The sequence below is a fragment of the Sphaerimonospora mesophila genome (genome assembly GCF_001417795.1).
Taxonomy (GTDB): Bacteria; Actinomycetota; Actinomycetes; order Streptosporangiales; family Streptosporangiaceae; genus Sphaerimonospora; species Sphaerimonospora mesophila.
This window is the reverse complement of record NZ_BCBX01000033.1, coordinates 11,909-36,022: the sequence shown is the minus strand read 5'-3', so window position 1 is coordinate 36,022 and position 24,114 is coordinate 11,909. Positions and strand designations below refer to the sequence as shown.

21 protein-coding genes are annotated in these 24,114 nt (G+C 70.4%); 11 read left to right on the top strand and 10 right to left on the bottom strand.

The genetic code is table 11. From position 1 onward, the window contains the following. The first annotated feature begins 195 nt into the window (after positions 1 to 195). Both AP234_RS10280 and AP234_RS10275 read left to right on the top strand, forming a co-directional pair. On the top strand, positions 196 to 621 hold the full coding sequence (locus tag AP234_RS10280) for an ATP-binding protein (protein ID WP_055479679.1): 426 nt from the start codon (positions 196 to 198) through the stop codon (positions 619 to 621). Between the two features lie 17 nt (positions 622 to 638). Next, positions 639 to 1,418 carry an RNA polymerase sigma factor SigF gene (locus tag AP234_RS10275; RefSeq protein WP_200926384.1) on the top strand — a complete coding sequence of 260 codons (780 nt, stop codon included), beginning with the start codon at positions 639 to 641 and terminating at the stop codon, positions 1,416 to 1,418. Between the two features lie 2 nt (positions 1,419 to 1,420). Here AP234_RS10275 and AP234_RS10270 read toward each other — a convergent pair whose 3' ends face one another. Then, positions 1,421 to 1,828 (bottom strand): hypothetical protein, encoded by a 408-nt coding sequence (locus tag AP234_RS10270; protein WP_235558089.1) that lies wholly within the window; start codon positions 1,826 to 1,828, stop codon positions 1,421 to 1,423. A 129-nt stretch (positions 1,829 to 1,957) separates the two neighbouring features. On the opposite strand from AP234_RS10270, the gene AP234_RS10265 reads away from it, so the two are divergent. Together AP234_RS10265 and AP234_RS10260 are read left to right on the top strand one after the other, a co-directional pair. Continuing rightward, positions 1,958 to 2,950: a diacylglycerol kinase family protein gene (locus tag AP234_RS10265; protein WP_055479383.1), complete on the top strand. Its 993-nt coding sequence runs from the start codon at positions 1,958 to 1,960 to the stop codon at positions 2,948 to 2,950. Positions 2,951 to 3,234: 284 nt separating this feature from the next. After that, positions 3,235 to 3,489 carry a WhiB family transcriptional regulator gene (locus tag AP234_RS10260; protein WP_055479382.1) on the top strand — a complete coding sequence of 85 codons (255 nt, stop codon included), beginning with the start codon at positions 3,235 to 3,237 and terminating at the stop codon, positions 3,487 to 3,489. Between the two features lie 195 nt (positions 3,490 to 3,684). Here AP234_RS10260 and AP234_RS10255 read toward each other — a convergent pair whose 3' ends face one another. After that, a complete protein-coding gene (locus AP234_RS10255; protein WP_083501969.1) occupies positions 3,685 to 5,241 on the bottom strand; it encodes a sensor histidine kinase in 1,557 nt (518 codons plus the stop codon). A gap of 68 nt (positions 5,242 to 5,309) precedes the next feature. Here AP234_RS10255 and AP234_RS10250 point away from each other — a divergent pair, with 68 nt between their 5' ends. The 4 genes from AP234_RS10250 (at position 5,310) to AP234_RS10235 (ending at position 8,777) form a co-directional block, all read left to right on the top strand. Continuing rightward, positions 5,310 to 6,491, top strand: a complete 1,182-nt coding sequence (locus AP234_RS10250; RefSeq protein WP_235558087.1) for an 8-amino-7-oxononanoate synthase — start codon at positions 5,310 to 5,312, stop codon at positions 6,489 to 6,491. Then, on the top strand, positions 6,488 to 7,231 hold the full coding sequence (locus tag AP234_RS10245) for a GntR family transcriptional regulator (protein ID WP_055479380.1): 744 nt from the start codon (positions 6,488 to 6,490) through the stop codon (positions 7,229 to 7,231). Before AP234_RS10250 ends, AP234_RS10245 begins: the two co-directional genes overlap by 4 nt. A 128-nt stretch (positions 7,232 to 7,359) precedes the next feature. Then, positions 7,360 to 8,082 carry a dethiobiotin synthase gene (gene bioD / locus AP234_RS10240; RefSeq protein ID WP_055479379.1) on the top strand — a complete coding sequence of 241 codons (723 nt, stop codon included), beginning with the start codon at positions 7,360 to 7,362 and terminating at the stop codon, positions 8,080 to 8,082. A 278-nt stretch (positions 8,083 to 8,360) separates the two neighbouring features. Beyond that, the gene (locus tag AP234_RS10235) at positions 8,361 to 8,777 is read left to right on the top strand and encodes a hypothetical protein (protein ID WP_055479378.1); all 417 of its coding nucleotides are present in this window, start codon (positions 8,361 to 8,363) and stop codon (positions 8,775 to 8,777) included. 53 nt (positions 8,778 to 8,830) lie between these two features. Here AP234_RS10235 and AP234_RS10230 read toward each other — a convergent pair whose 3' ends face one another. Continuing rightward, a complete protein-coding gene (locus AP234_RS10230) occupies positions 8,831 to 10,033 on the bottom strand; it encodes an ROK family protein (protein WP_055479377.1) in 1,203 nt (400 codons plus the stop codon). A gap of 245 nt (positions 10,034 to 10,278) precedes the next feature. On the opposite strand from AP234_RS10230, the gene AP234_RS10225 reads away from it, so the two are divergent. Further along, positions 10,279 to 11,937 (top strand): glycosyl hydrolase family 8, encoded by a 1,659-nt coding sequence (locus AP234_RS10225; RefSeq protein WP_083501968.1) that lies wholly within the window; start codon positions 10,279 to 10,281, stop codon positions 11,935 to 11,937. 153 nt (positions 11,938 to 12,090) lie between these two features. Continuing rightward, the gene (locus AP234_RS10220) at positions 12,091 to 13,737 is read left to right on the top strand and encodes an acetolactate synthase (protein WP_055479376.1); all 1,647 of its coding nucleotides are present in this window, start codon (positions 12,091 to 12,093) and stop codon (positions 13,735 to 13,737) included. 280 nt (positions 13,738 to 14,017) lie between these two features. Here AP234_RS10220 and AP234_RS36060 read toward each other — a convergent pair whose 3' ends face one another. Then, complete coding sequence (locus AP234_RS36060) at positions 14,018 to 15,763, bottom strand: serine/threonine-protein kinase (RefSeq protein WP_055479375.1); 1,746 nt, start codon at positions 15,761 to 15,763, stop codon at positions 14,018 to 14,020. A 398-nt stretch (positions 15,764 to 16,161) separates the two neighbouring features. On the opposite strand from AP234_RS36060, the gene AP234_RS10210 reads away from it, so the two are divergent. Beyond that, positions 16,162 to 16,539, top strand: coding sequence for a thioesterase, FlK family (locus AP234_RS10210; protein ID WP_055479374.1), 378 nt, complete (start codon positions 16,162 to 16,164; stop codon positions 16,537 to 16,539). 162 nt (positions 16,540 to 16,701) lie between these two features. On the opposite strand, the gene AP234_RS10205 is transcribed toward AP234_RS10210, so the two are convergent. From AP234_RS10205 to aroA, 6 genes are all read right to left on the bottom strand, one after another. Next, positions 16,702 to 16,914, bottom strand: coding sequence for a biotin/lipoyl-binding carrier protein (locus AP234_RS10205; RefSeq protein WP_055479373.1), 213 nt, complete (start codon positions 16,912 to 16,914; stop codon positions 16,702 to 16,704). 32 nt (positions 16,915 to 16,946) lie between these two features. After that, positions 16,947 to 18,284: a biotin carboxylase N-terminal domain-containing protein gene (locus AP234_RS10200; protein ID WP_055479372.1), complete on the bottom strand. Its 1,338-nt coding sequence runs from the start codon at positions 18,282 to 18,284 to the stop codon at positions 16,947 to 16,949. Positions 18,285 to 18,494: 210 nt separating this feature from the next. Further along, the gene (locus AP234_RS10195) at positions 18,495 to 19,772 is read right to left on the bottom strand and encodes an HD domain-containing phosphohydrolase (RefSeq protein ID WP_152990346.1); all 1,278 of its coding nucleotides are present in this window, start codon (positions 19,770 to 19,772) and stop codon (positions 18,495 to 18,497) included. Then, a complete protein-coding gene (locus AP234_RS10190) occupies positions 19,769 to 21,133 on the bottom strand; it encodes an HD-GYP domain-containing protein (protein WP_431998386.1) in 1,365 nt (454 codons plus the stop codon). The genes AP234_RS10195 and AP234_RS10190 overlap by 4 nt, the downstream gene beginning before the upstream one ends. 515 nt (positions 21,134 to 21,648) lie before the next feature. Further along, entirely contained in the window at positions 21,649 to 22,695 is a 1,047-nt protein-coding gene (rsgA, locus tag AP234_RS10185; RefSeq protein ID WP_055479369.1) for a ribosome small subunit-dependent GTPase A, read from the bottom strand. A 52-nt stretch (positions 22,696 to 22,747) separates the two neighbouring features. Further along, complete coding sequence (gene aroA / locus AP234_RS10180; protein ID WP_055479368.1) at positions 22,748 to 24,067, bottom strand: 3-phosphoshikimate 1-carboxyvinyltransferase; 1,320 nt, start codon at positions 24,065 to 24,067, stop codon at positions 22,748 to 22,750. Between the last annotated feature and the right edge of the window lie 47 nt (positions 24,068 to 24,114).

The following is a 24,114-nucleotide window of genomic DNA, read 5'->3' as shown; positions in this document are numbered from 1 at the left end:
ACCAGGACTTACCGCCAAGGATCGCCCTAACCGTGGCCTGCGAGCGGAGCACCACGTGGCGAGTGGCGGTAGGTTGCACTCAGGGCACTGAGCCGATGCGAGGGGCCGTTTGGGAAGGGCCGACCGGAAGGGGCCGACGCCGGATCGATCATGAAGGCCGGCCACCGGGACGGCCGCGAAGGGGCGAGGAGGAACGTGACCGAGGAAACCGAGACGCCTGCGGTGGAGCTGACCGAGATTCGCGACGCCGTCACCGTCCGGCTGCCCGCAGCCAGCGCCTATCTCTCCGTGCTGCGTACGGCCACGGCCGGGCTGGCGGCACGGCTCGACTTCACCCTCGACCAGATCGAGGATCTCCGCATCGCCGTCGACGAGGCGTGCGCCATGCTTCTCCGGCATGCCGTTCCCGGCACCGACCTCCTCGCCGAGTTCGAGCTCACGGGGCAGGAGATGACGGTCCGGGTCGAGGTGAACACGGTGGGGGTCAGCTCCCCCAACCGGGAGGACTTCGCCTGGATGGTGCTCACGGCCCTCGCCGACGACGTGGACGCCCTCTCCGATCACAGCGACCACATGGCGATCGTCCTGCGCAAGCGCCGAGGCACAGCGAGGCCGGCGTGATGGAAAGGACGAGTGCCATGGCCTCCGGCGACTCGGCCGTGCCGGACCGCGTACGCGCGCGCACGCTCTTCGCCGAGCTGGCCGAGCTGTCACCGGACGACCCGAGGCGCCAGCGCATCCGCGACGAGCTGGTCGAGCTCCATCTGCCCCTGGTCGAGTACCTCGCGCGCCGCTTCCGCAACCGCGGCGAGTGGCTCGACGACCTCACGCAGGTGGCCACGATCGGGCTGATCAAGTCGATCGATCGGTTCGACCTCGCCCGGGGCGTCGAGTTCTCCACGTACGCGACCCCGACCATCGTCGGCGAGATCAAACGGCACTTCCGCGACAAGGGATGGGCGGTCCGCGTGCCGCGCCGCCTGCAGGAGCTCAAGCTCTCGCTGACCAAGGCGATAAGCGAGCTGTCGCAGCGGGAGAGCCGGGCCCCCACGGTGGCCGAGCTCGCCGCGCATCTGCAGATGAGCGAGGAGGAGGTGCTGGAGGGCCTGGAGTCGGCCAACGCCTACTCGACGGTCTCCCTCGACGCCCCCGACTCAGGGGACGACGACGCACCGGCCGTGTCCGACTCGCTGGGCATCGTGGACGAGTCGCTGGAAGGCGTCGAGTACCGCGAGTCGCTCAAGCCGCTGCTTGAGCGACTGCCGCCGCGTGAGAAGCGGATCCTGCTGCTGCGCTTCTTCGGGAACATGACCCAGTCACAGATCGCCAACGAACTGGGGATCTCGCAGATGCACGTCTCCCGGCTGCTGGCCCGGACCCTCGCCCAGCTCCGCGAGGGCCTCACCGCCGAGGACTGAGCTCAGGTGTCGGAGCGGCCGTCCCCGTCCATCAGGGCCCGCGTCGACGACGGCGCGAGCAATGTGACGAGAGCGACGGCCGCCGCCGCCACGAGCGGGACGCCGTAGCCGTACTGCTCGGACTGGATCAGTGTGATCGCCAACGGCAGCGCGAAGATCTGTGTCACGACGGCCGGGCCCCTGCTCCAGCGCAGCATCTGCCACAGGCCCCAGGCGACCCACAGCAGCCCGGCTCCGGTGAGCAGGCCGAACCCGGCGACGGCGAGGCTGGTGACCGTGTCGGTGGGCCTGCCGACCAGTGTCTCGACGGCGACGTACCCCCCGAGGACCAGCGTGAGCAGGCCCTCGGCGGCCAGGGCTGCGGCGGCCACGATCACCGTGACGGGGCGGCCGGCGGAACTGCTGATCACATCGCCCAACCCTACCCGCAGAGAGCCTCGGTCGCCGCGGCTCCCTGCGGTGATGCCGGGGCCGATCTCCGCCCGGCCGCGCGTGGCGTCGCGGGCGTCGGCGGTAAAGCGTTCGTTAACCTTCAGGGCATGCGGACACTCCTCCTCGTCAATCCAAAGGCGACAACAACCAACGAACGCACCCGAGATGTACTAATCCGGGCGCTCGGTGCGGCCGTGGATCTGTCCGTCGAGGAGACCGCCCGTCGGGGCCACGCCACGGAGCTCGCGGCCACGGCACACGCCCGCGGATTCGAGGCGGTGGCCGTGCTCGGGGGCGACGGCACGATGAACGAGACCGTCAACGGGCTGCTCGGGGCGCAGCCCGACCAGGTCGCGAGTGGACGACCGGCACTGATGATCATCCCCGGCGGCAGCGCCAACGTGTTCGCCCGGGCGCTGGGCCTGCCCAACAACCCGGTCGAGGCCACCGGCGCCGTGCTCGACGCGCTTCGCGACGACCGGCGGCGGACGATAGGGCTGGGCCAGGCCGTCTGGCACGACGAGGTTTCGGGTCCCGATCCGGGGGCAGATGGCGGTCCAGACCATCGTCGGTCTCGATATTTCACATTTTGTGCAGGACTTGGGTACGACGCCGAGGTCATCAGGGCCGTCGAGGGGCTGCGGAGCACAGGCCGGCGCGCATTGCCGGCCCTCTACGTGAACACCGCGGTGCGTCACTTCTTCGTGACGGACCGCCGGCACGCCGCCCTGCGGCTGAGGCGTCCGAACCGGCCGGACGAGGAGGGCATCTTCCTCGCCATCGTGTCGAACACGGCGCCGTGGACGTACGCGGGGCCGCGTCCCATCAACCCGACGCCGTTGGCCACGTTCGAGACGGGTCTCGACCTGCTGGGGCTCCGGAAGCTCAACCTGCCGACCATGGCGGCGCTCGTCCGTCAAATCGTCGGGGAACGGCACGCACTACCGACGGGCAGGCACCTCGTCCAGATCCACGACGAGGCCGAGTTCACCCTGGTGGCGACCCGGCCGATGGCCTTCCAGCTGGACGGCGACTACCTGGGAGAGCACGAGTGGGTGATCTTCCGCGCTATCCCGGATGCATTACAAGTTCTCGTCTAAAGCGTGACAGATCGTCACAATGTGACGCATCCGACAGCCATGGAGGGCAAAACCTTGCCCTGAACCTCTTGTGTGGGGTTGGTACGACTGAAAAGCTGACTACGACGTCGGAACGTAGGACCTTTACGGAGACCACCGCCTCCGCAACGGTCACCGGCGATCACGCGGACACTCCGGCCCAAACCCTGGTCCGGGCAAACGTTCGCACCAGTTAGTGAAAGACTTCACAAAGTTGACGACCAGCGGAGGCCGGCACGGCCCCGCTCGACGAAGGAGTGGAACGCATGGACTGGCGCCACCGAGCCGCCTGCCGTGACGTGGACCCCGAGCTGTTCTTCCCCATTGGGAACACCGGTCCGGCGCTCATGCAGATCGAAGAGGCCAAGCAGGTATGCCGCAGCTGCTCGGTCATCGACTCGTGCCTCAAGTGGGCTCTCGAATCCGGCCAGGACGCCGGAGTCTGGGGCGGACTGAGCGAGGACGAGCGTCGCGCGCTGAAGCGCCGTACGGCTCGCGCCCGCGCCCGCGCCGGCGTCTGACCCCCGGTCGGATGGCAACGGTCGCAGCACGCACCACGGCCGCACGGACCCTCGGGCCCGAGTAGTCCACTCCGGGCCCGAACAGGCCGTTCAGCGTGACGATGCCGATCTCCCGGCCGTCCGCTCAACCGTCGTTCACCGGTCCCGGCCAGTGTCTCGGCCACCGTCCCGGCGCGACCGGATGAGAAACGGCATTCAAAACGGCGTGGCCTTCTCGGCCGCTCCGCCTCTGGCTCTGGCTCCGGAAGAGCCCGCACTCCCATAAGACCCGGCGGTTCCCGAGGGTGTACCCCCGGACGGCATGGGAATGCTGAGGCTGACCTCCGTGCCCCCCTCGTCCCTCCTTCCGATGCTCAGACGGCCTGACAACTCGGCCTCCACGAGCGTGCGGACGATCTGCAGCCCCAGACTCCCGGTGGATTCCAGATCGAAGTCGGGCGGCAGACCCTGCCCGTCGTCCGCGACCACGACCTCCAGCCGGTCCACCTCGCGTTTCACGATCACTTCCACGTTCCCCGACCTGTGCGAGAAGCCGTGTTCCACGGCGTTCTGCAGCAGCTCGGTGAGGACCATGGCGATCGGCGTCGCCACCGCTGCCGGCAGCACGCCGAACCCGCCGATGCGCTTGGGCATGACATGGGCCAGCGAGACCTCGGCCGTCATGGCGATCACCCGGTCGGCGATGTCGTCGAACTCGACCATCTCCTCGGGCATCTGCGCCAGGATCTCGTGCACGATCGCGATCGAGCCGACCCGCCGGACCGCCTCGTTCAGCGCCTCCTGCCCCTCGGGGTTGTTCAGCCTCCGCGCCTGCAGCCGGAGCAGCGCCGCGACGGTCTGCAGGTTGTTCTTGACCCGGTGATGAATCTCACGGATCGTCGCGTCTTTGGTCAAAAGTTCGCGCTCGCGGCGGCGCAGCTCGGTCACGTCGCGGATGAGCGCCAGCGCCCCGATCCTGCCACCGCCCACGATCAGCGGGATGGCCCGGAGCTGCACCACGGTGCCGCCGTTCTCCACCTCGATCTCCCTGGGCGCCCGGCCGCTCGCCACCAGCATCAGGTCTTCGTTGATCGGCTCGTCGGAGAAGCACAGCGCCGCCGTCGTCCGGCCGAGATCGGCGCCCACCAGGTCCGCGTACAGGCCGAGACGGCGGTAGGCCGACAGCGCGTTCGGGGAGGCGTAGGTCACCCGTCCGCCCTTGTCGAGCCGGAGCAGGCCGTCGCCGACCCGGGGGGACCTGACGAGGGTCGGCTGCTCCCCGGCGAACGGAAATCCGCCCTCGGCCACCATCTGGGCCAGGTCCGACGCGCTCTGCAGGTACGTCAGCTCCAGCCGGGACGGCGTACGCGCCGACGACAGGTTGGTGGAGCGCTGGATGACCCCGATGAGGGGCCCGGCGTAGCCTCGCCGTACCGGGATCGTCTCCTCCCGGACCGGTACGCCACTGGACCAGTCGGGATCGCCCTCGCGGCAGATCCGCTGCTCGTCCCACGCTATGTCGATCAGCGGCCGCTCCCCCTTCGCCACGATGACTCCGACGACGTCGTCGTGGTAGACCGTCGGGCCGGTCGTGGGCCGCATCTGGGCGACCGCCACCCAGCCCGTGCCGCCACGATGGGCGACCCACAGGATGAGATCCGCGAAGGACAGGTCGGCCAGGAGTTGCCAGTCCGACACAAGGGAATAGATCCAGTCGACATCCGCCGCGTCGAGCGCGGTATGCCGGGACACCAGGTCGCTGATAGTGGGCACCCTCGCATCATGCGCCGGGGTCCGGCCCGGAGGCGAATCGGCATTCACCACCTGGCAAGATGCACTCCATGAAACGGCCACTCGACCGATTCCGTGAGGCCACCGCCCAGCGGGAGGCGGCCGGGCTGCGGCGTGTCCTGCGCCCTCGCACGCCCGACCATGACGGCCTGCTGGACCTGGCCTCCAACGACTACCTGGGGCTGTCGCGGGACGAGCGGCTCATCGAGGCCGCCGTCCGGGCCACCCGGGAGTGGGGCACCGGCTCGACCGGTTCCCGTCTGGTGACCGGGACGACGCGGCTGCACGCCGAGTTGGAGGAGCGGCTGGCCGCCTTCACCGGCGCGGCCAGGGCACTGGTCTTCTCCTCCGGATACCTCGCCAATCTGGCCGCCGTCGGTCTGGCCGCGGTCGCCGGCCGGGACGGGCGCGGCAGCCTCGTCGTCTCGGACTCGGGCAACCACGCGTCGATCGTCGACGCCTGCCGGCTGTCGCGTTCACGGGTGGTCGTCACCCCGCATCGAGACGCCGAGGCGGTCGGCAAGGTCCTGGCCGACCGCGCCGAGGAGCACGCCGTCGTCGTCACCGACGCCGTGTTCTCCGTCGACGGCGACCTCGCGCCGCTGCGCGAACTGCACGCGGCCGCCGTACGGCACGGCGCGCTGCTCGTGGTCGACGAGGCCCACGCGCTCGGCGTGGTGGGCGAGCAGGGCCGTGGCGCGGTGCACGAGGCGGGCCTCGCCGACAGCCCTCACGTGGTGAGGACGATCACGCTGTCGAAGTCGCTGGGATCGCAGGGCGGCGCCGTGCTCGGCGCGCCCGAGGTGATCGAGACGCTGATCGACACGGGCCGCTCGTTCATCTTCGACACCGGGCTCGCGCCGGCCTGCGCGGGGGCGGCGCTGGCCGCGCTCGGCATCCTCGAAGACGCCGCGGCCGACCTTCCCGGACGGGCCAGGGCAAACGCGCGCGCCCTGGCCGCGACGATCCACGAGCTGGGCCTGTCCATGGACCTGGAGACGAACCCGGCGGCGGCCGTCGTGCCGGTCGTGCTCGGCCCGCCGCGGCGGGCGGTGGCCGCGGCCGCCGTGTGCGCCGAGCACGGCCTGCGCGTCGGATGCTTCCGCCCGCCATCGGTTCCCCAGGGACGGTCATGTTTGAGGTTGACCGCGAGGGCCGATCTGAGGTCGGATGATCTCGCGGTGGTCAGGGGTGCGCTCACCGCTGTGGCCGAATTGAAGGTGGATACGTGACGGAGCACAGCGAGGACTCTCCCCGGGTCCCGAAGTACTACGACGTCAAGCGGAGCCTGCTGGAGCTCACGAAGACCCTCCCCCCGGGCAGCGCGCTCCCTCCGGAGCGTGCGCTCGCGGTGAGCTTCGAGACCTCGCGGACCACCGTCCGCCAGGCGCTCTCGGAGCTCGTTGTGGAGGGCAGGCTGCTGCGGATCCAGGGCAAGGGCACGTTCGTCGCCCAGCCCAAGGTGGCCCAGGTGCTGCAGCTCACCTCGTACACGGGTGACCTGCGCATGGTCGGCCTGGAACCCGACACCAAGATCCTGGACATCAGCTACATCACGGCGGACGAGGCGCTCGGCAGCCGTCTGGCGATCAACCCGGGCGGGCGCGTGCTGCGCATACACCGTCTCCGGCTGGCCAACGGCGAGCCGATGTCGATCGATACCACCCACCTGTCCGCCCGGCGCTTCCCCCGGCTGCGGCGGGAGCTGGAGGCCCATCCGTCGCTCTACGAGACCCTGCACAACGCCTACAACGTGCAGCTGACCGACGCGGAGGAGGTCATCGAGACCGTCCTGGCCACGCCGTACGACGCACAGGTGCTCGGCGTCGACGTCGGGCTGCCCATGCTGCTGCTGACCCGGCACGCGTTCGACGCCGAGGGCAACCCGGTGGAGTACGCCCAGTCGCTCTACCGCGGAGACCGCTACAAGTTCGTCACCCGGCTGCGGCGGCCCTCGGGCGGGATCGCCTGACGCCCCCGTCGCACCGAGTCGTACGGCTCTCGCCGGGGCGGCGCCGACCGCCGCCCCGGTGACACGGCCGCGTCCGGCGCGCACCGCCTGCGCCGCCCCGGCCGCCGTCACGCCGTACGCTGCGGTGAATGAGCATTCTCGTTGTCACGGGCACGGACACCGGCGTCGGAAAGACCGTGGTCACGGCGGCCCTCACCGCGTTGGCCCTGGAACGCGGCTCGACGGTCGCCGTGGTGAAACCGGCGCAGACCGGAGTGGCGGCCGGCGAGCCGGGAGACCTCGACGACGTGATCCGGTTGTCGGGGGTCACCACGACGTTCGAACCGGCCAGGTTCCCCGACCCGCTGTCGCCCGCCGCCGCCGCCCGCGTGTCCGGCCTGCCGCCGGTCTCGCTCACCTCGGTGGCCACGCTCGTCGCGGAGCTGGCGGAGTCGAACCGGCTGGTGATCGTGGAGGGGGCCGGCGGGCTGCTCGTCCGGTTCGACGAGGAGGGGAGCACGCTCGCCGACCTGGCGTACGAGCTGCGTGCACCGGTCCTGGTCGTGGCCAGGGCCGGGCTCGGCACACTGAACCACACCGCGCTGACCCTGGAGGCCATGGCGGGCCGTGGCCTCGACCTGGCCGGAGTGGTGATCGGCTCCTGGCCGGCCGAGCCGGGGTTGGCCGAGCGGTGCAACGTCGCCGATCTGGAGATGCTGGCGGCCCGGCCGCTCGCCGGAGCGCTGCCCGAGGGCGCGGGCGCCCTCGATCGGCCGGCGTTCGCCCGCGCGGCACGGGCGGGACTCGCCCCCGTCCTCGGCGGCGCCTTCGACCCCGCCGTCTTCCGCACCACCCTCAAGCTCCCCGGCTGAGGTGGGCCGGCCCGTCGGAGGTCCCCCGACTCCCGACGGCCGTCGGGAGTCGGGGAGTGCGCGGCACGTACGAGAGATTCGTAGGCGTCGGTCGCACGCTCCGGTTCTACACAGCGGTCGCACGCTCCGGTTCTACACAGCGGTCGTACGCTCCGGTTCGACGCGGAAGGAGCGTGCGACGACATCGAGTTCTTCGGTTCGCTGCCGGCCCGAGTGACGAATGGATCGTCCCAGTCGGTCTCATCCAGTCCTTCAGTGCCGCCGTTCACGATCCGATCATGGCGAAGACGACGCGGCAGCGCCGTAGAAGCCGGCAACGATGGGAAGCGGCCAGAGCGTACGCGGGAGCGCGGGAGCGGCGGGAGGCCGCCCGAGCGCGGGCGGAGGCGCAGGAACAGCGCCTCACCGAGGAAGGCTCTTCTTCGACGGGCAAGGTCGGCGCGAACCTGTTCGCCGCGTTGGGGATGCTCATGCTGCTCTTCGCACTGGTGGGAATTCCGTTCCTCATCTTCGGCTCCACCCTGCCCGAGGTGCAGACGGCGCTCGGCATGAAAGGCACGCCCGGGACCGCGACCGTCCTGTCCTGCGAGACGCACCGGAGCCATACTGCTGTTCTGCTTCGGCCTCCTGGTGGGATCCAGGACGATGAAGATCGGAGCGGGCGTGCCGGTGGTGGTCATGGCCCGCGGCCATGATCGGAGGGTTCACACTCGGCCGGTGAACCGCCGGTCGATCCACCGCCGGAGTGCTAGGGGGTGGGAAGGGCCGCGCCGAAGACCTCGTCGCGTACGGAGGTGAGCGCGAGCTCCAGTGCGCCCGCGAGGACCGGGTTGCCCTCGACCGCGGACAGACGCAGCCGCGGGCGCGGAATGGTGAGCGCGTACAGCTCGCGTTCGATGAGATCACGCAGGTGCTCGCCGCCCGCCGTCATGACGCCGCCGGCGAGCACGATGAGCCCGGGATCCACGATCGACGTGATGGCGGCCAGCCCCACGGCCAGCCGCGCAGCGACATTCCGCAGCCCGGCCCCGGCGTCTTCGGCCGTGCTCCCCGAGCCGTGCTCGGCGCGTCGCACCGCGGTCTCGATGGCACGCCGGAAGTCCGGAGCGTCCACGCCGTACGAACGCAGCAGTTCATGGATGGTGGGGCCGCCGGTCAGCGCCTGATAACCGTGGTTGGCGAAACGCCCGACGTCACGCCCGGTCGGCGCGCCCGGCGTCGGCGTGTAGCCCACCTCTCCCGCGCCGCCGGTGACCCCCCTGTGCAGACGTCCGTCGAGCATCAGGGCGGCGCCGAGCCCCTCGTCCGCCCACAGCAGCACGAAGTCAGGGCAGTCGGCCGCCACGCCGTACGTCCGCTCGGCCAGCGCGGCGAGGTTGACGTTGTTCTCCACGTCGACCGCCGTGCCCAGCCCGTCGGTCAGCGTCGCCACCAGCTCGGGGATCTGCCAACCGGGCATGTCCTCTGCGGTCGCGTACCCCAGCCTGCCGGTGGTGGGATCGACGGCGCCCTGGACGCCGATGACCGTCCGGCGGATCGGCCCGGGAGGTCGCGCGCTCCTCAGGGCCGCGTTCAGCCGTTCGATCAGGGTGCCCGCCGGTTCGCGCGGCTGGGGCAGTACGGCCTCACCCACGATCGCACCGGTGATGTCGGCGACCCGGGCGCTGATCTCCTCAGGTGTGACGTCCAACGCGGCCACGTGGGCGACCATCGGATTGATCCGGTAGGTCTCCGCCACCCGGCCGGACGATCCGGCCCTGACCCCGTCCTTCACCACCAGCCCGGCATCCTGCAGCCGGGCCAGCACCTGGAACGCGGTGGGTTTGGACAGCCCGGTGAGGTCGCCGATCTCCGGTCGGGTCAGCGGCCCGCGGTCGAGGAGCACGCGCAGGGCGGCGCGGTCGTTGATCGCGCGGAGCGTGCTGGGCGTCGCGGGGACAGGGGTCTTCACGTCACCTCCACCGCCGGCATCGAGGCTGCGATCATGACAAGCCGGCGGAGCGGCCGTCAAGCCGCTGGGGAAGTTCTCCTAACCTACAAGCCGGCATGGCAGGCGGGTTCTCAGCCTCCCCGGCGGATATCTCGCCGATTTTTGGGCCTTGTCCCGGATGCGACACGCCCATACTCTGCGGCTAGGTTAGGAAGCTTTCTTAACTATTCCCTATCGCTGGAGATCCGGGAAGACGGGAGCCGCTTATGAAGCGAAGCAGACCTGCACAGATCTTCTTGACCGTGCTCGCGTTGCTGACGCCGCTGATCGTGCCGTCGGCCGCGGCGAACGCGCGGCCCGCGACGGCCGACCCGCTGGTGTCGGTGGGCAAGCCCGCGACATCCTCGTCGATCGAGGCAGGCGGGTTCGAGGCCGGCAGAGCGGTGGACGGCAGCACGTCCACACGGTGGGCCAGCGCGGAGGGGCACGACCCCGAGTGGATCCGCATCGACCTGGGTTCCACGCACACCGTCAGCCGGGTGCGGCTGAACTGGGAGGTCGCCTACGCGAAGTCGTACAAAATCCAGATCTCGGCGGACGGATCGTCCTGGACCGACGTCCACTCCACCACGTCAGGCGACGGCGGCATCGACGATCTGACGGTCTCGGCGAGCGGCCGATACGTGCGGATGTACGGCACGCGCCGGGGCACCCCGTACGGCTACTCGCTCTGGGAGTTCGAGGTGTACGGCACCGGAGGAGGCGGTGGCGGTGGGGTCGCCGTGCCGTTCGGCAGCCACCGCATCCCCTACGCCTCCGGCATGTTGCGCCCCTCGGGCGGCCAGTCGGCCCTGGACGACCAGGTGATCGACTACTACCGGCGATGGAAGTCGGCCTTCCTCCGGCAGAACTGCGGGAACGGCTGGTATCAGGTGATCTCGCCCGACGCGGATCATCCGTACGTGGCCGAGGCCCAGGGATACGGCATGGTGATCGTCGCGACCATGGCGGGCGCGGACCCCGACGCCAAGAAGATCTTCGATGGCCTGGTGAAGTGGATGATCGATCACCCGTCCTCGATCAACCCCGACCTGCTCGCCGCCGAGCAGGACGCCTCCTGCCGTAGCGTCAACGGCGGTGACGGCGCCACCGACGGCGACCTGGACGTGGCCTACGGCCTCCTGCTCGCGGACCGGCAGTGGGGCAGCTCCGGCGTCTACGACTATCGGCAGCTCGCCATCAGGCACATCAACGCGATCAAGAAAGACGAGATCAACTCGGCGACGAACCTGCTCAAGCTGGGCGACTGGTCCAGCCCGGGCGACGAGTACTACTACATCTCCCGGACCTCCGACTGGATGGTCGACCACTTCCGCGCCTTCAGGAGGGCGACCGGCGACAGCGCCTGGGACACCATCAGATCGGCGCACCAGCGCCTGATCGGCACGCTTCAGGCGGATTACTCCCCCAACACCGGACTGCTGCCCGACTTCGTGGTCGACACCGGCACCACCCCCAGGCCGGCGCCCGGCGAGGTGCTGGAGGACGCCAGGGACGGCCAGTACTGGTGGAACGCCTGCCGCACCCCCTGGCGGATCGGCGATGACGCGGTGACCAGCGGCGACGCGGCATCCCTGGCCGCGGCGCGCAAACTGAACAGCTGGGTCAAGTCCAAGACCGGCGGAGATCCCAACAAGATCGCCATCGGATATCGGCTGGACGGCACGGCGATCTCGGGCGGAAGCGAGGCGGCGTTCTTCGCCCCGTTCGCGGTCGCGGCCATGACCGACTCCGGCAGCCAGGCATGGCTCGACGCGCTGTGGAACAAGATGCGCGCGACGCCGATCGACACCGGCAGCTACTACTCGGCCAGCATCCAACTACAGGTCATGATCACGGTGACCGGCAACCACTGGGTGCCCTGAGGTCGCCCACGCCGGGGCAGGTGGACCGCCGGCTGCCCCGGCACCAGCCGATTCGCGAGGCCATGGCGGGTTGACCACCCGCGATTGCGGGCAGGTTGGCGAGACCGACAAGTCTTCTCCCCCGGCTAAGTGACCGACTGGTAGGTTTCCCGCATGGAGTCCCCAACGCACGCAGGCGACATCGCCGTCGCCGTCTCCCAGGCGTACGGCGTCGACACGATGTTCACGCTGTCGGGCGGGCACGTGTTCCCGATCTACGACGGCGCCGTCCACCGGGACATGCGCATCCTGGACGTACGCCACGAGCAGAGCGCGGTCTTCGCCGCCGAGGCGACCGCCCGTCTGACCCGCCGTCCCGGTCTGGCGGTGCTCACCGCCGGTCCCGGCGTCACCAACGGCGTCTCCGGGGTCGCCACGGCCCACTACAACGGCTCACCGCTCGTCGTGCTCGGCGGCAGGGCGCCGCGCTCCCGGTGGGGCTCGGGCGCGCTGCAGGAGATGGATCACCCTCCGCTGTTCGAGCCGATCACCAAGCTCGCCTTCACCGGCTCGGGCGCCGACTCCATCGGGCAGGACGTCGAGATGGCGTTCCGTACGGCACTGGCCCCGCACCGCGGCCCGGTGTTCCTGGACGTCTACATGGACGACCTGTTCTCGCCCGCGGCCGACTACGACTCCCAGACACTGACTCCGTCGCCGCTCGAGCCCGACCCCGACGCGCTCGCCGAGATCGCCCGGCTGATCGCCGAGGCCGAACGGCCGGTGCTGGTGTTCGGCTCGGACGTGTGGATGGATCGCGCCGAGGAGGCGGCCCGGGACTTCGCCGAGGAGTGGCGTCTGCCGGTCATCCCCAACGGCCAGGGCCGGGGCATCCTGCCCTCCGGCCACGACCTGCTGGTCACCCGGGCCCGGGGGCACGCGTTCAAGCAGGCCGACCTGGTCATCGTGGTCGGCACCCCGCTCGACTTCCGGCTGAACTACGGCTGGTTCGGCGGCAAGGACGGCGCGCCGCTCGCCCGGGTCGTCCACATCGTGGACGCGCCGTCGCAGCTGGCCACGCACATCGGTCTGGCCGGGTCGGCGGCGGGCGATCTCTCCCTCATCCTGTGGGGGCTCGCCGCCGCCTGCCGTACCGCCGGGGTGAACCCGAAGGCGTACGAGCCGTGGAAGGATCGGCTGGCCGAGGAGGCGGCGGCCTCGATCGCGTCCGACGCGCCGCTGCTGGAGTCGGACGCCGACCCGATCCACCCGATGCGGATCTACGGCGAGTTGAACCGGCTGCTGGACGACGACGCCGTGGTGATCGGCGACGGTGGCGACTTCGTGTCCTACGCCGGCAAGTACGTCGAGCCTCGCAAACCCGGCAACTGGCTCGACCCGGGGCCGTACGGCTGTCTCGGCACCGGCCTCGGCTACTCGATCGCCGCCCGGCTCGCCCGGCCGTCCTCGCAGGTCGTGCTGCTGCTCGGCGACGGCGCCGCCGGGTTCTCGCTGATGGACGTGGACACGCTGGTACGGCACCGCCTGCCGGTCGTCATGATCTGCGGCAACAACGGCATGTGGGGGCTGGAGAAGCATCCCATGCAGCTGCTGTACGGCTACGACGTGGCGGCCGAGCTGCAGCCGCAGTGCCGGTACGACCAGGTCGTGACGGCCCTCGGCGGTGGCGGTGAGCTGGTGACCTCACCCGACGAGATCGGCCCGGCGCTGCGGCGGGCGTTCGACTCCGGCGTGCCGTACCTGGTGAACATCGCCACCGACCCGCAGATCGCCTACCCCAGGAACACGACCGGCGTCTGACCCCCCACCTCCATAGGCGTGATCTTGCGATTTCTCGCAGGCATGCCGCCTGGCCTGGTCATTCACCTCTTGTGATCTTGTAGAAACTCGCAGCCAAGGCCATTGACCTGCGGTTTCATCGTCCGCGATCTTGCACCTGGAACTGCAAGATCGCGAACGGCATCGTCGCAGGCAGACCGGGTCGTGTGCGAGTTCCTGCAAGATCACGACAAGGGTACGAGCACGTCAGAGACCATCCCTGCGAGTAACTACAAGATCACGCGGGAGGGGTGGGGGGATCTCAGGGGCTGGGGCTGGGTGACGGGCTCGGCGACGGGTGGGGCGAGGGGGACGGACAGGCCTTCTTGTGGACCGCGATGACGACGTTGGACCCCTCGGGCTTGAACTTGCCCGCCTCCGGCGACTGGCTGCTCACCGGGTCCTTGCAGGCTCCCTCGCCCTTGTAGCGGACGACGGGCTGGAGCCCGACCTTGGTGAGCCTGACCTTGGCCACGTTCTCGGCCAGCCCCGTCAGCTCCGGCACCTTGACGAGCTTGTCCGTCGGGCTGGGCGAGGGACTGGGTGACGGGCTCGGCGAAGGGCTGGGCGAGGGACTCGGCGAAGGGCTGGGCGACGGGCTCGGTGACGGACTCGGCGGCCGGTTCGGCTGAGCCGGAACCGCGCGCGTCGGGCTCGGCGAGGGGCTCTTGGGCGGGCGCGGGCTGGGAGTGGTCGGCTTCGGCGACGGAACCTCGGCGGTGACGGATGGCAGGATCGGCGTCTCCTCACCGGAACGGGCCGAGGCGAGGTTCACCCCCGCCGCGACCAGGCCGACCACGACGACGCACCCGGCCATCCCCGCGACGATGGGCCCGGTGCGCGTCCTGCGTCCCCTCTTGAGCTGCGCACGGCGAGACGAGCGCGACCCGGGGGGCGGCCCCTCCTGGCGCCCCACCGGGGATGCCGCCTGCGTGGTCAGGGCCGGGGGGACCAGGTGCGGCGGAGCGGTGCCGTCATGCCAGGTCTCCCTGGTGACCCGGTAGGTCTGCCCCTCCTCCAGGTAGTCCGTCTCCTGGAACGCCGCCTCGATCATCGCGGCGTCCACCTGCTGCTCGGGCGCGGCCGCGCCGGGCTGCCCGTACGGCGCCGCCGCACCGGACTGTCCGTACGGCGCCGGCGCGCCGGGCTGTCCATAGCCGTGATCGGGCGCGGCTCCGGTGCGGTGGACCGACTGGCGGGCCGCCTGGCTCATCGCGGCGGCGGACGGCCACCGGCGCGCCGGGTCTTTCGACATCGCGCGCTCCACGACGGCGCGCACAGCGGGCGGCACGTCGGGCGGCAGAGGCGGCGGAAGCTCACGGATGTGCTTGAGCGCGATCGTCACCGGAGTGTCGCCGTCGAACGGCCGCTGACCGGCGAGGCACTCGTAGGCGACGACGCCCAGCGCGTAGATGTCCACGGCGGGGGTGACCGGGGCGCCCTCCGCCTGCTCGGGAGCGCAGTAGGCGGCGGTGCCCAGGACCATGCCCGCGTCGGTGAGACGACTGCCCGAGTCGGCGCGTGCGATGCCGAAGTCGGTGAGCACGAGCGTGCCGTCGGAACGGACCAGAAGGTTGCCCGGCTTGATGTCGCGATGCACGATGCCGCTGTCGTGGACCGCCTGAAGCGCCGAGGCGGCCTGCGCGATCAGCTCCATCGCGGGCTCGGCGCCGATCCGGACGAGCCGCGTCAGCAGCCGGTCGAGGGGCTCGCCGTCGACGAACCGCATCACCAGGTAGGCCGTCGGGCCGTCGCCGGGTACGTCGGCGACGCCGTAGTCGTACACGTCGACCACGCCCGGGTGGTTGATGGTCGCCATCGCCCTGGCCTCGCCCTGGAAGCGTACGGCGAAGCCGGGGTCGTTGAGTCGGCCGGGGAGCAGCACCTTCACGGCGACCGTGCGTGCGAGTACGGTGTCCTCTCCTCGCCACACCTCGCCCATGCCCCCGGCGCCCAGCCGGGCATCCAGCCGGTAGCGCCCAGCCAGGGTCGTGCCTTGGGCCACCATCTGCGCCCCGTACCCCCTAATTCACTCTGCCCCCGAAGTGTCCAACAAAGCAGCTTCGCGTCGCGAGAAGATAACGACAGGGTCGCAGAAGCCTGAATTTGACTGGGCTCCCACTCCAGGGTCAGACCCCGAGCCTAGCGGTTATCCGCCCGTATCGCCGTGCTTCGAATAACGGTCCGGTCAGCTTCTCGGGGTCACCTGGACGATCACGGTGGCGGCAGCGCGGACAGAAGCGGAAGAACAGCATCGTTCTCACGGCCCGGCGGGCCGTACGATCGCCTTCAGTCGCCGGCCGACCATGGTGATCAAAGTGGAAATTCACGATATCACCCCGGCCGTCCACCGCCGATTCGCGTCAGCGGCGCTGCGCTGTCTCGCGTCCTAATAGGCTGACGTACATGAGAGTTGTCCCTGGTCTGCACGCCGAAGTCCTCATCATGGTCGAGCGTGAGGACACCGCCATCAGGGTCGGCAGCGGCGACGTCCCGGTCCTCGGCACCCCGCGGCTGCTGTCGTTCGCCGAGGGCGCCATGGTCAAGGCCGTGCAGCCCTACCTGGAGCCGGGGCAGACCACCGTGGGCACGAAAATCGCGCTCGATCATCGCGCGCCCAGTCCGGTCGGCATGCACGTCGAGGTCAGCGCGGAGCTGGTCGAGGTGGACGGCAGGCGTCTGATCTTCTCGGTCAAGGCCGTCGACAAGAACGGGACGCTGGTCGCCACCGGGCGGGTCGAGCGGGTCATCGTCGACCGCGAGCGGTTCCTCGCCCGCCTGTGACACGCACCTCCGACACCCGCCTGTGACACCTGACCGTGACACGCGGCTGTGACATCTGACCGTGACACGCGCCTCTGACACCCGCCTATGACGCCTACCTGTGATTCCACCTGTGGGCCACCTGTGACAACCCGCGTGTGACGTCGGCCTGGGACACCCGTCCTACTCGATGACGGCGATCAGGTCGCCCTCCTGGACGACGTCGCCCTCGGCCACCTTGAGCTGCGCCACGACGCCGGAGTCCTCGGCGATGACCGGGATCTCCATCTTCATCGACTCGAGGATGACGAGTGTGTCGCCGTCCTCGACCGTGTCGCCCTCGCTCACGACGATCTTCCAGACGTTCGCCACCATCTCGGCGCGCACCTCGGCCACCCGGAACTCCCCTCAATCAGCGATCCAGCGGATCAAACTTGCCTCATCCGGGCGACCAGCCCGGTGTCATAATCCCCGCTCACGAACTCGGGGTGGTCCAGTAGCTCGGCGCAGAACGGCAGGTTGTGCTTCGGCCCCGCCAGCCTGAAGGCCGAAACGGCGGTACGGCCGCGGGCCAGGGCCTCCTCCCTCGTGGCGCCGTGAACGCAGAGCTTGGCCATCAGCGGATCATAGAACGGCGTGACCATATTGCCCGCGACATATCCGGAATCGAGGCGAATGCCTTCACCGACCGGCTCCTCCCATGTGTCGATCTTCCCAGGTCCGGGGAAGAACCGCTTGGGATCCTCGGCGTACACCCGGAATTCGATGGCGTGCCCGCTCGGGGGGCCCACCTCGACCGGGAACACCTCACCGGCCGCGATCCGGATCTGCAGCTCGACCAGGTCGAGTCCGGTGACCAACTCGGTCACCGGGTGCTCCACCTGGAGGCGGGTGTTCATCTCCAGGAACACGAAGTCCTGCGCGTCGGCGTCCACGAGGCACTCAACCGTGCCGGCGCCGCGATAGCCGACCGCCTCCCCCGCTCGTACGGCCGCGGCCAGCATCCGCTCACGCAACTCGGGGGTGATGCCGGGCGACGGGCTCTCCTCGACGACCTTCTGGTGCCGCCGCTGGACCGAGCAGTCGCGCTCCCCCAGGGCCACCACCGTGCCGTCGGCCAGACCCAGGATCTGCACCTCGACGTGCCGGGCCCGCTCGATGTAGCGCTCGAGCAGGATCGCCGAGTTCCCTCCGAATCTGGCCGCGGCGCGGGCCGCCTGCTCGAAGGCCTTGACCAGGGAGGCGTCGTCACGTGCGACGCCCATGCCGATGCCGCCGCCGCCACCGGCCGCCTTCACCATGACCGGGTAACCGATCCGGGCCGCCGCCTCGAGGGCCTCCGCCTGGTCGGCCACCGGCTCACGCGTGCCGGCCGCGACCGGCACACCGGCGCTCTCCATCAGGTTCCGGGCATTGATCTTGTCGCCCATCCGCTCTATCGCGTCGGGGTCCGGACCGATCCAGGTGAGGCCCGCTTCGGTGACCGCACGGGCGAACGCCGCGTTCTCGGCGAGGAAACCGTAGCCGGGGTGAACGGCCCGCGCTCCCGTGGCTCGAGCGGCGGCGATGACCTTACCCGCGTCGAGATAGCTCTGGGCCGGGGCGGCCGGGCCGAGGAGCACGGCGTCGTCGGCCTCGCTCACGAACGGCAGGTCGGCATCCGCCTCCGAGTGGACCGCGACCGCGCGCAGCCCCATGTCTTTGACCGTACGGATGATCCTCCGGGCGATTTCGCCGCGATTGGCGACGAGAACTGAGTCGAACACGCAGTCAACCCTATGGTGATCTAGCGCTCCGTTCCCCCGCCCGATTCCGACTGAACCGGCAGGGCGAAACTGTAGGGTCGCCACAACAACCATGCCCTCGGCGCGGCGTGCAGCGGCTTCCAGTAAGACATCTGCTACAACCGTTGCTACAACCGTGTCGGCCCGGGGTGTCCGGCGGACGGTGTCCGGCGCGCAACGGGACACGGCCGGTCAGACACCCCTTGGGTCGAGATGGTCGATCGCCCGCGCCATCGCCTCCACTACGGCGGGGTCGTACTCGCTGCCGACGCCCAGGCGGAGCCGTTCGAGCGCGGCGCCGGCCCGGTCCCGGTCGGCCGAGCCGCCCACCAGATCGTCGTAGGCGTTGGCCGCCCTGATGATCCGGCTCGCCAGCGGGGGCGAGTCGGCGACGGGATCGCACTGCCGCCGCACGATCTCCGCCACGCCGTGGAGGACGCCGGTCTTCCTGATCACCTCGGCGCCGAGCTCGGCGATCCGCCCGGCCTGCGCGGGATCGGCCAGCACCGTCGCCCCGCCCGGGATCGGATCACGCAGTGAGAGCTGCCCGATGTCGTGCATGAGCGCGGCGTACTCCAGCTCCAGCAGCTGCGGCTCGGACAGGCCGAGCTCGCGTCCGATGGCCAGGGAGAGCCTGCTCACCCGGCGCGAATGCCCTGGCTCGACATATCCGCCGACCTCGGTGACCCGGCTGAGCGCGCGCACGGTCTGGAGGTAGGTCGCCCGGATCCCCGCGTACTTGCGGAAGGCGACCTGGGTGACCAGCAGGGGCGCGGCGAAGGCCGGCAGCGCGGTCAGGTCCATGCTGTGCGAGGCGAGCGCGAGCAGCATGCCGGAGGCGGCCACGGCCGCGCCGAGCGGCGCCGCCATCCTGATCTCGTCCCGTACGGCGACGCCGAAGGCGGTCCGCACCTGCTCGGCCCGCAGCATCGCCGCGATCATCACGTCGGCGGCGAGCATGACCGTGCCGAGTACGGCCATCACGCCCAGCGCCGGCCACCAGTTGTCGCGGAACGCGATCTCCCGGAGGAGGCCGGTCATCGGCCGGTAGGCGAAGGCCAGCAGCGACCCGGCGAGCAGCCGCCGGGCCATCGCGTCGAGCCTGGGCGGGCGGCCGACCGCCAGATGCGGCAGTCCACCCGCGATCATTCCCACCGCCATCACCGCGACGACCTGCAGGGCCGGGTGGTCGGCCGGGCGGCCGCCGACGTCGAGCAGCAGGGCGTAGCCGAGAGAGGCCGCCGTTGACACCGGGGCCACCTCCCGGTTGCCCGGCATCGTCAGCCGGGCCAGCTCCCCGGCCGCGATGAGCGCCCCGAAGCCGATCGCCACCTGGGAGTCGACCAGGCCGACCGCCGCTGTATGCGCGATTCCCGCGACGGTCAGCAGCACGGCCGCGAAGATGAGCAGGAGGTGCCCCGACTCCAGACCGTACGGCGACCTCGCCGCCACCATCCGCCGCTGTCTCATCGCTCCGACGCCACCTGGATGGGAGTGGTGGGATCGTCGTGATCCTTGACGGTGGTCTCGACGGCCACGCCGTCGGGCGGCTCCGGCATGGTCTGCGCGTGCCGCCAGCCGTCCCGTTCCAGCGCCCTGACGAAGGTGTCCACCATGACGGGGTCGAACTGGGTCCCGGCGTTCTTGCGCAGCTCGGTCGTCGCCTCCTCGATCGACTTGGCCTTGCGGTAGGACCGGTCGGACGTCATCGAGTCGAACGCGTCGGCGACCGCGATGATCCGGGCGAACTCCGGGATCTCGGCACCGGCCAGGCCCATCGGGTAGCCCTTCCCGTCGAACTTCTCGTGGTGATGCATGATCCCGGCGAACGCCTCGTCGAGGAAGTCGATGCCCCGCACGATCTCCAGCCCCCGCATCGGATGGAGCTGGATCGCGGCGAACTCCTCCTCGGTGAGCTTGCCCTCCTTCTGCAACACCTTGGTCGGCACGCCCAGCTTGCCCACGTCGTGGAGCATCCCGGCGTACCGGATCGCCTGCAGCCGCTCGGTGCCCATGCCGAGCTCCTCGGCGATCATGGAGGACGCGGCCGAAACGCGGGTGCAGTGCCCCCGGGTGTAGTAGTCCTTGGTCTCCACGGCCTGGCACAGCGCCGCGATGGTCGCGTCGTACGACCGCTGCTCCGCGTGGTAGTGCCCGAGCGCCCAGCGGGCGACGAACAGCGGGAGCAGCACGAGCACGGTCGAGATCGACTGCACCGTGGCCCACAGGGCGGCGATCAGCAGGCCGAACACGGCGTACCCGACGTACGACCCGAGGAACTGGACGGTCGCGCGCAGCGGCACCTGGTTCCTGCCGACCTCGGAGGCGAGTTGCAGGATGCCCGCGGTGAGCAGGAAGTTGATCGGCACGAATGCCCCGGTCGCCGCGCCGAACGGCACGAGGATGCCGGGGAAGTCCGCCGTCCTGGGCAGGCCGGGCACGCCCCCCGCCCACTCGAAGGCCCAACCGGCGGCGTAGCCGCAGATGGCGTACTGCGCGCCGTTGAACAGCCGTTTCACCAGCGAAAGCCCGGGACGTACGTTGACCAGGGCCATCAGACCGACCAGGGCCGCACCCTCGGGGCCGACCAGCACGACGGCGGCCAGCGCGGCGGAGTAGCTCACCGACACCGCCACGTGGGGCACGTTGAGCAGGGTCGGCACGGACTCGCAGAGCAGGAAGAGCAGGGCCAGCACGAGGAGCGTGGCCCAGTCGAGGCCGGCGACGAGGCCGGGCGTGCTTATGCTGTGCGCGACCAGGAGACCGGCGACCCCGATGAGCGCGACGAAGTAGACCCTGGCAGGCCACGGAAGTTCCCGCAATGCGGCCACCTCGGCTTAGAGAGGAGCCCGCGACCCCGCGATCTGCTCACAGATGATCAGCCACAGGGGCCACGGGCGCGGGTTGGGGTATGTCGAAGACGATGCGTCGGACAACCCCTAGATCCAGGAGATTCCCTGGGTGGTCCCGGTGACCGGACCGGCCAGAGCCAGGACCGGCGCGAGCAGCGTCAGCGCCACGATCAGCCTGACGATGGTCTTCCCAAGCATGTGCCGCCTCCACATTCGTTCGCCAGATCAGGCTACAGAACGGGACACCAGACCTCAGGGATGTCGAAGCATCGCGGCCAAACCGTAATCAAGCCATCACACCCCGTTGAATTGCCCGAGTCTGTCGTGGTTGCACGGTTGCGCCCGGCCTCAGGATGTCGAGACCCCCGAGCCGGCCGTCCCGCCGATCCCACGTACGCCATGAAACGCCGAGCGCCGAACAAGCAGGCGTCCCCTCAGCTTGTTCTGATCCTGGGCTGGAGCATCCTCAAGATCCGCGCTGCGCGCCTGCTTCATCAGTCGTCGTCGGTGGTGCCCTCGCGGCTGGTCAGCAGACGCCGGAGCGACTCCAACCGGGTGGGCTCGGCGTGGCCCTCCGCGACGAGGCGGTCGAGTGCGCAGTCGTCGCCCAGATGGGTGCAGCCCTTGGGGCAGTCGACCGTGGCGTCGATCAGATCGGGGAAGGACGCCAGCACGGTCTCCACCGACACGTGAGCCAGCCCGAAACTGCGCACGCCGGGCGTATCGATGATCCAGCCGCCCTCGGGGAGCTCCAGCGCGACGGCCGACGTCGAGGTGTGCCTGCCCCGCCCGGTGACCGCGTTGACGTGCGAGACGGCCCGCCGGGCATGCGGCACCAGCACGTTGACCAGGGTGGACTTGCCGACGCCGGAATGCCCCACCAGCACGCTGATCCGGTCGATCAGCCGCTCGCGCAGCCCGTCGAGCGGGCCGCCCTTCGCGACCACCACGTACGGCACGCCGAGCGGCTCGTAGAGCGCCACCAGCTCGTCGGCCGGAGCGAGATCGGCCTTGGTCAGGCACAGCAGCGGCTCGATGTCGGCGTCGAACGCCGCGACCAGCAGCCGGTCGATCATCCGGGGACGCGGCGGCGGATCGGCGAGCGCGGTGACGATGACGAGCTGGTCGGCGTTGGCCACGACCGGCCGTTCCACGCCGTCCTCGGTGTCGTCGGCGCTGCGCAGCAGCACCGAGCGGCGCTCCTCCACCCGCACGACCCGGGCGAGCGTGTCGGGCTGTCCGCTCACGTCGCCGACGAGTGCCACGCGGTCTCCCACGACGATGCCCTTGCGTCCCAGCTCACGGGCCTTCATCGCGACGACGAGGACCGGCTCGGCGCCGGGCCTGCCGGCGCGGCCGTCTCCGTCCGCGGAAGGCGCGCCGTCGTGGCCGACCAGGCAGGTGTACCGCCCGCGGTCGACCGCGACGACGAAACCCTCGACCGCTCCCTTGTGGGCAGGGCGGATCCGCGTCCGGGGGCGGGACCCTTTACCCGGCCTGACCCTGACGTCGTCCTCGTCGTAGTGCCGCCGCCTGCTCAGCGCTCGCGCCTCCTCGCGGACGCGGCGGCCGTACGGCTCGTGCCACGTCCCATCAGGGGGCTCCGTCCAGCATCGCGGCCCACATGCGGGCGAACTCGGGGAGCGTCTTCGCCGTGGTGGCGATGTTCTCCACCTCGACGCCCGGCACGGCGAGGCCGATGACGGCCCCGGCCGTGGCCATCCGATGATCGTCGTAGCTGTGGAAGACCCCGCCGGACAGCGGCCTCGGCCGGATCTCCAGCCCGTCGTCGGTCTCGCGGGCGTCGCCGCCCAGGCGGTTGATCTCGGTGGCGAGCGCGGCGATGCGGTCGGTCTCGTGACCGCGGATGTGGGCCACTCCGCTGATCCGGGACGGCCCGTCCGCCAGCGCGGCGAGCGCCGCGATCGTCGGGGTCAGCTCGCTGACGTCACGCAGGTCGACGTCGATGCCCCGCACCCCGCCTGCGCCGGTCACCCGCAGGCCATCGGCCGTCGGAGTGACGCTCGCGCCCATCTCGGTGAGCAGGTCGCGCAGCCGGTCACCGCCCTGGGTGGTCTCGGCCGGCCAGTCGGGGACGGTCACGGTGCCGCCGGTGACGAGGGCCGCCGCCAGGAACGGGGCCGCGTTCGACAGGTCGGGCTCGACCGTGACATGCCCGGCGCGGATCGGTCCGGGCTGCACCCGCCACACGTCGGGCTCGGAGTCGTCCACCTCCACTCCGGCCTGGCGCAGCATGTGCACGGTCATCGCGATGTGCGGCATCGACGGGACCGGCGGGCCGCTGTGCCGCACCGTCACGCCCTTCTCGAACCGGGCCGCGGCCAGGAGCAGGCCGGACACCATCTGGGAGGAGGCGGACGCGTCGAGCACCACCTCGCCGCCGGCGATCGGCCCGCGGACCGTGAACGGCAGCGCGTCGCCGTCGACGGTCGCGCCGAGTGCGCGCAGAGCCGTCAGGATCGCGCCCATCGGCCGCTTGCGCGCGTGCGGGTCGCCGTCGAAGGCCACCGGTCCGTCGGCGAGCGCGGCGACCGGCGGCACGAACCGCATGACCGTGCCGGCCAGACCCACGTCGATCGACGCGCCGCCCCTGATGGGGTGGGGGACGATCGACCAGTCCACGCTGGAAGGGGTCTCGTTCGACGGAGTCATCTCCGTGCCCAGCGCGCGCAGCGCGGCCGCCATCAGGTCCGCGTCACGGCTGCGCAGCGCCAGCCGTACCGAACCCGGGGCCTCGGCCAGCGCGGCGAGCAGCAGCGCGCGGTTGGTCACCGATTTCGAACCGGGCAGCCGTACGGTCGCGTCGATCGGACCGGCGGCCGTCGGAGCCGGCCAGAGCGACCCGGTGTCGTTAGGTTCGTCGTCACGTGGTGCGGACAGTGCGGAGACCATGTTCGCAAGCTTATCGACCCGCCCGCCTCCGGAGGGGCCGCGCGTGA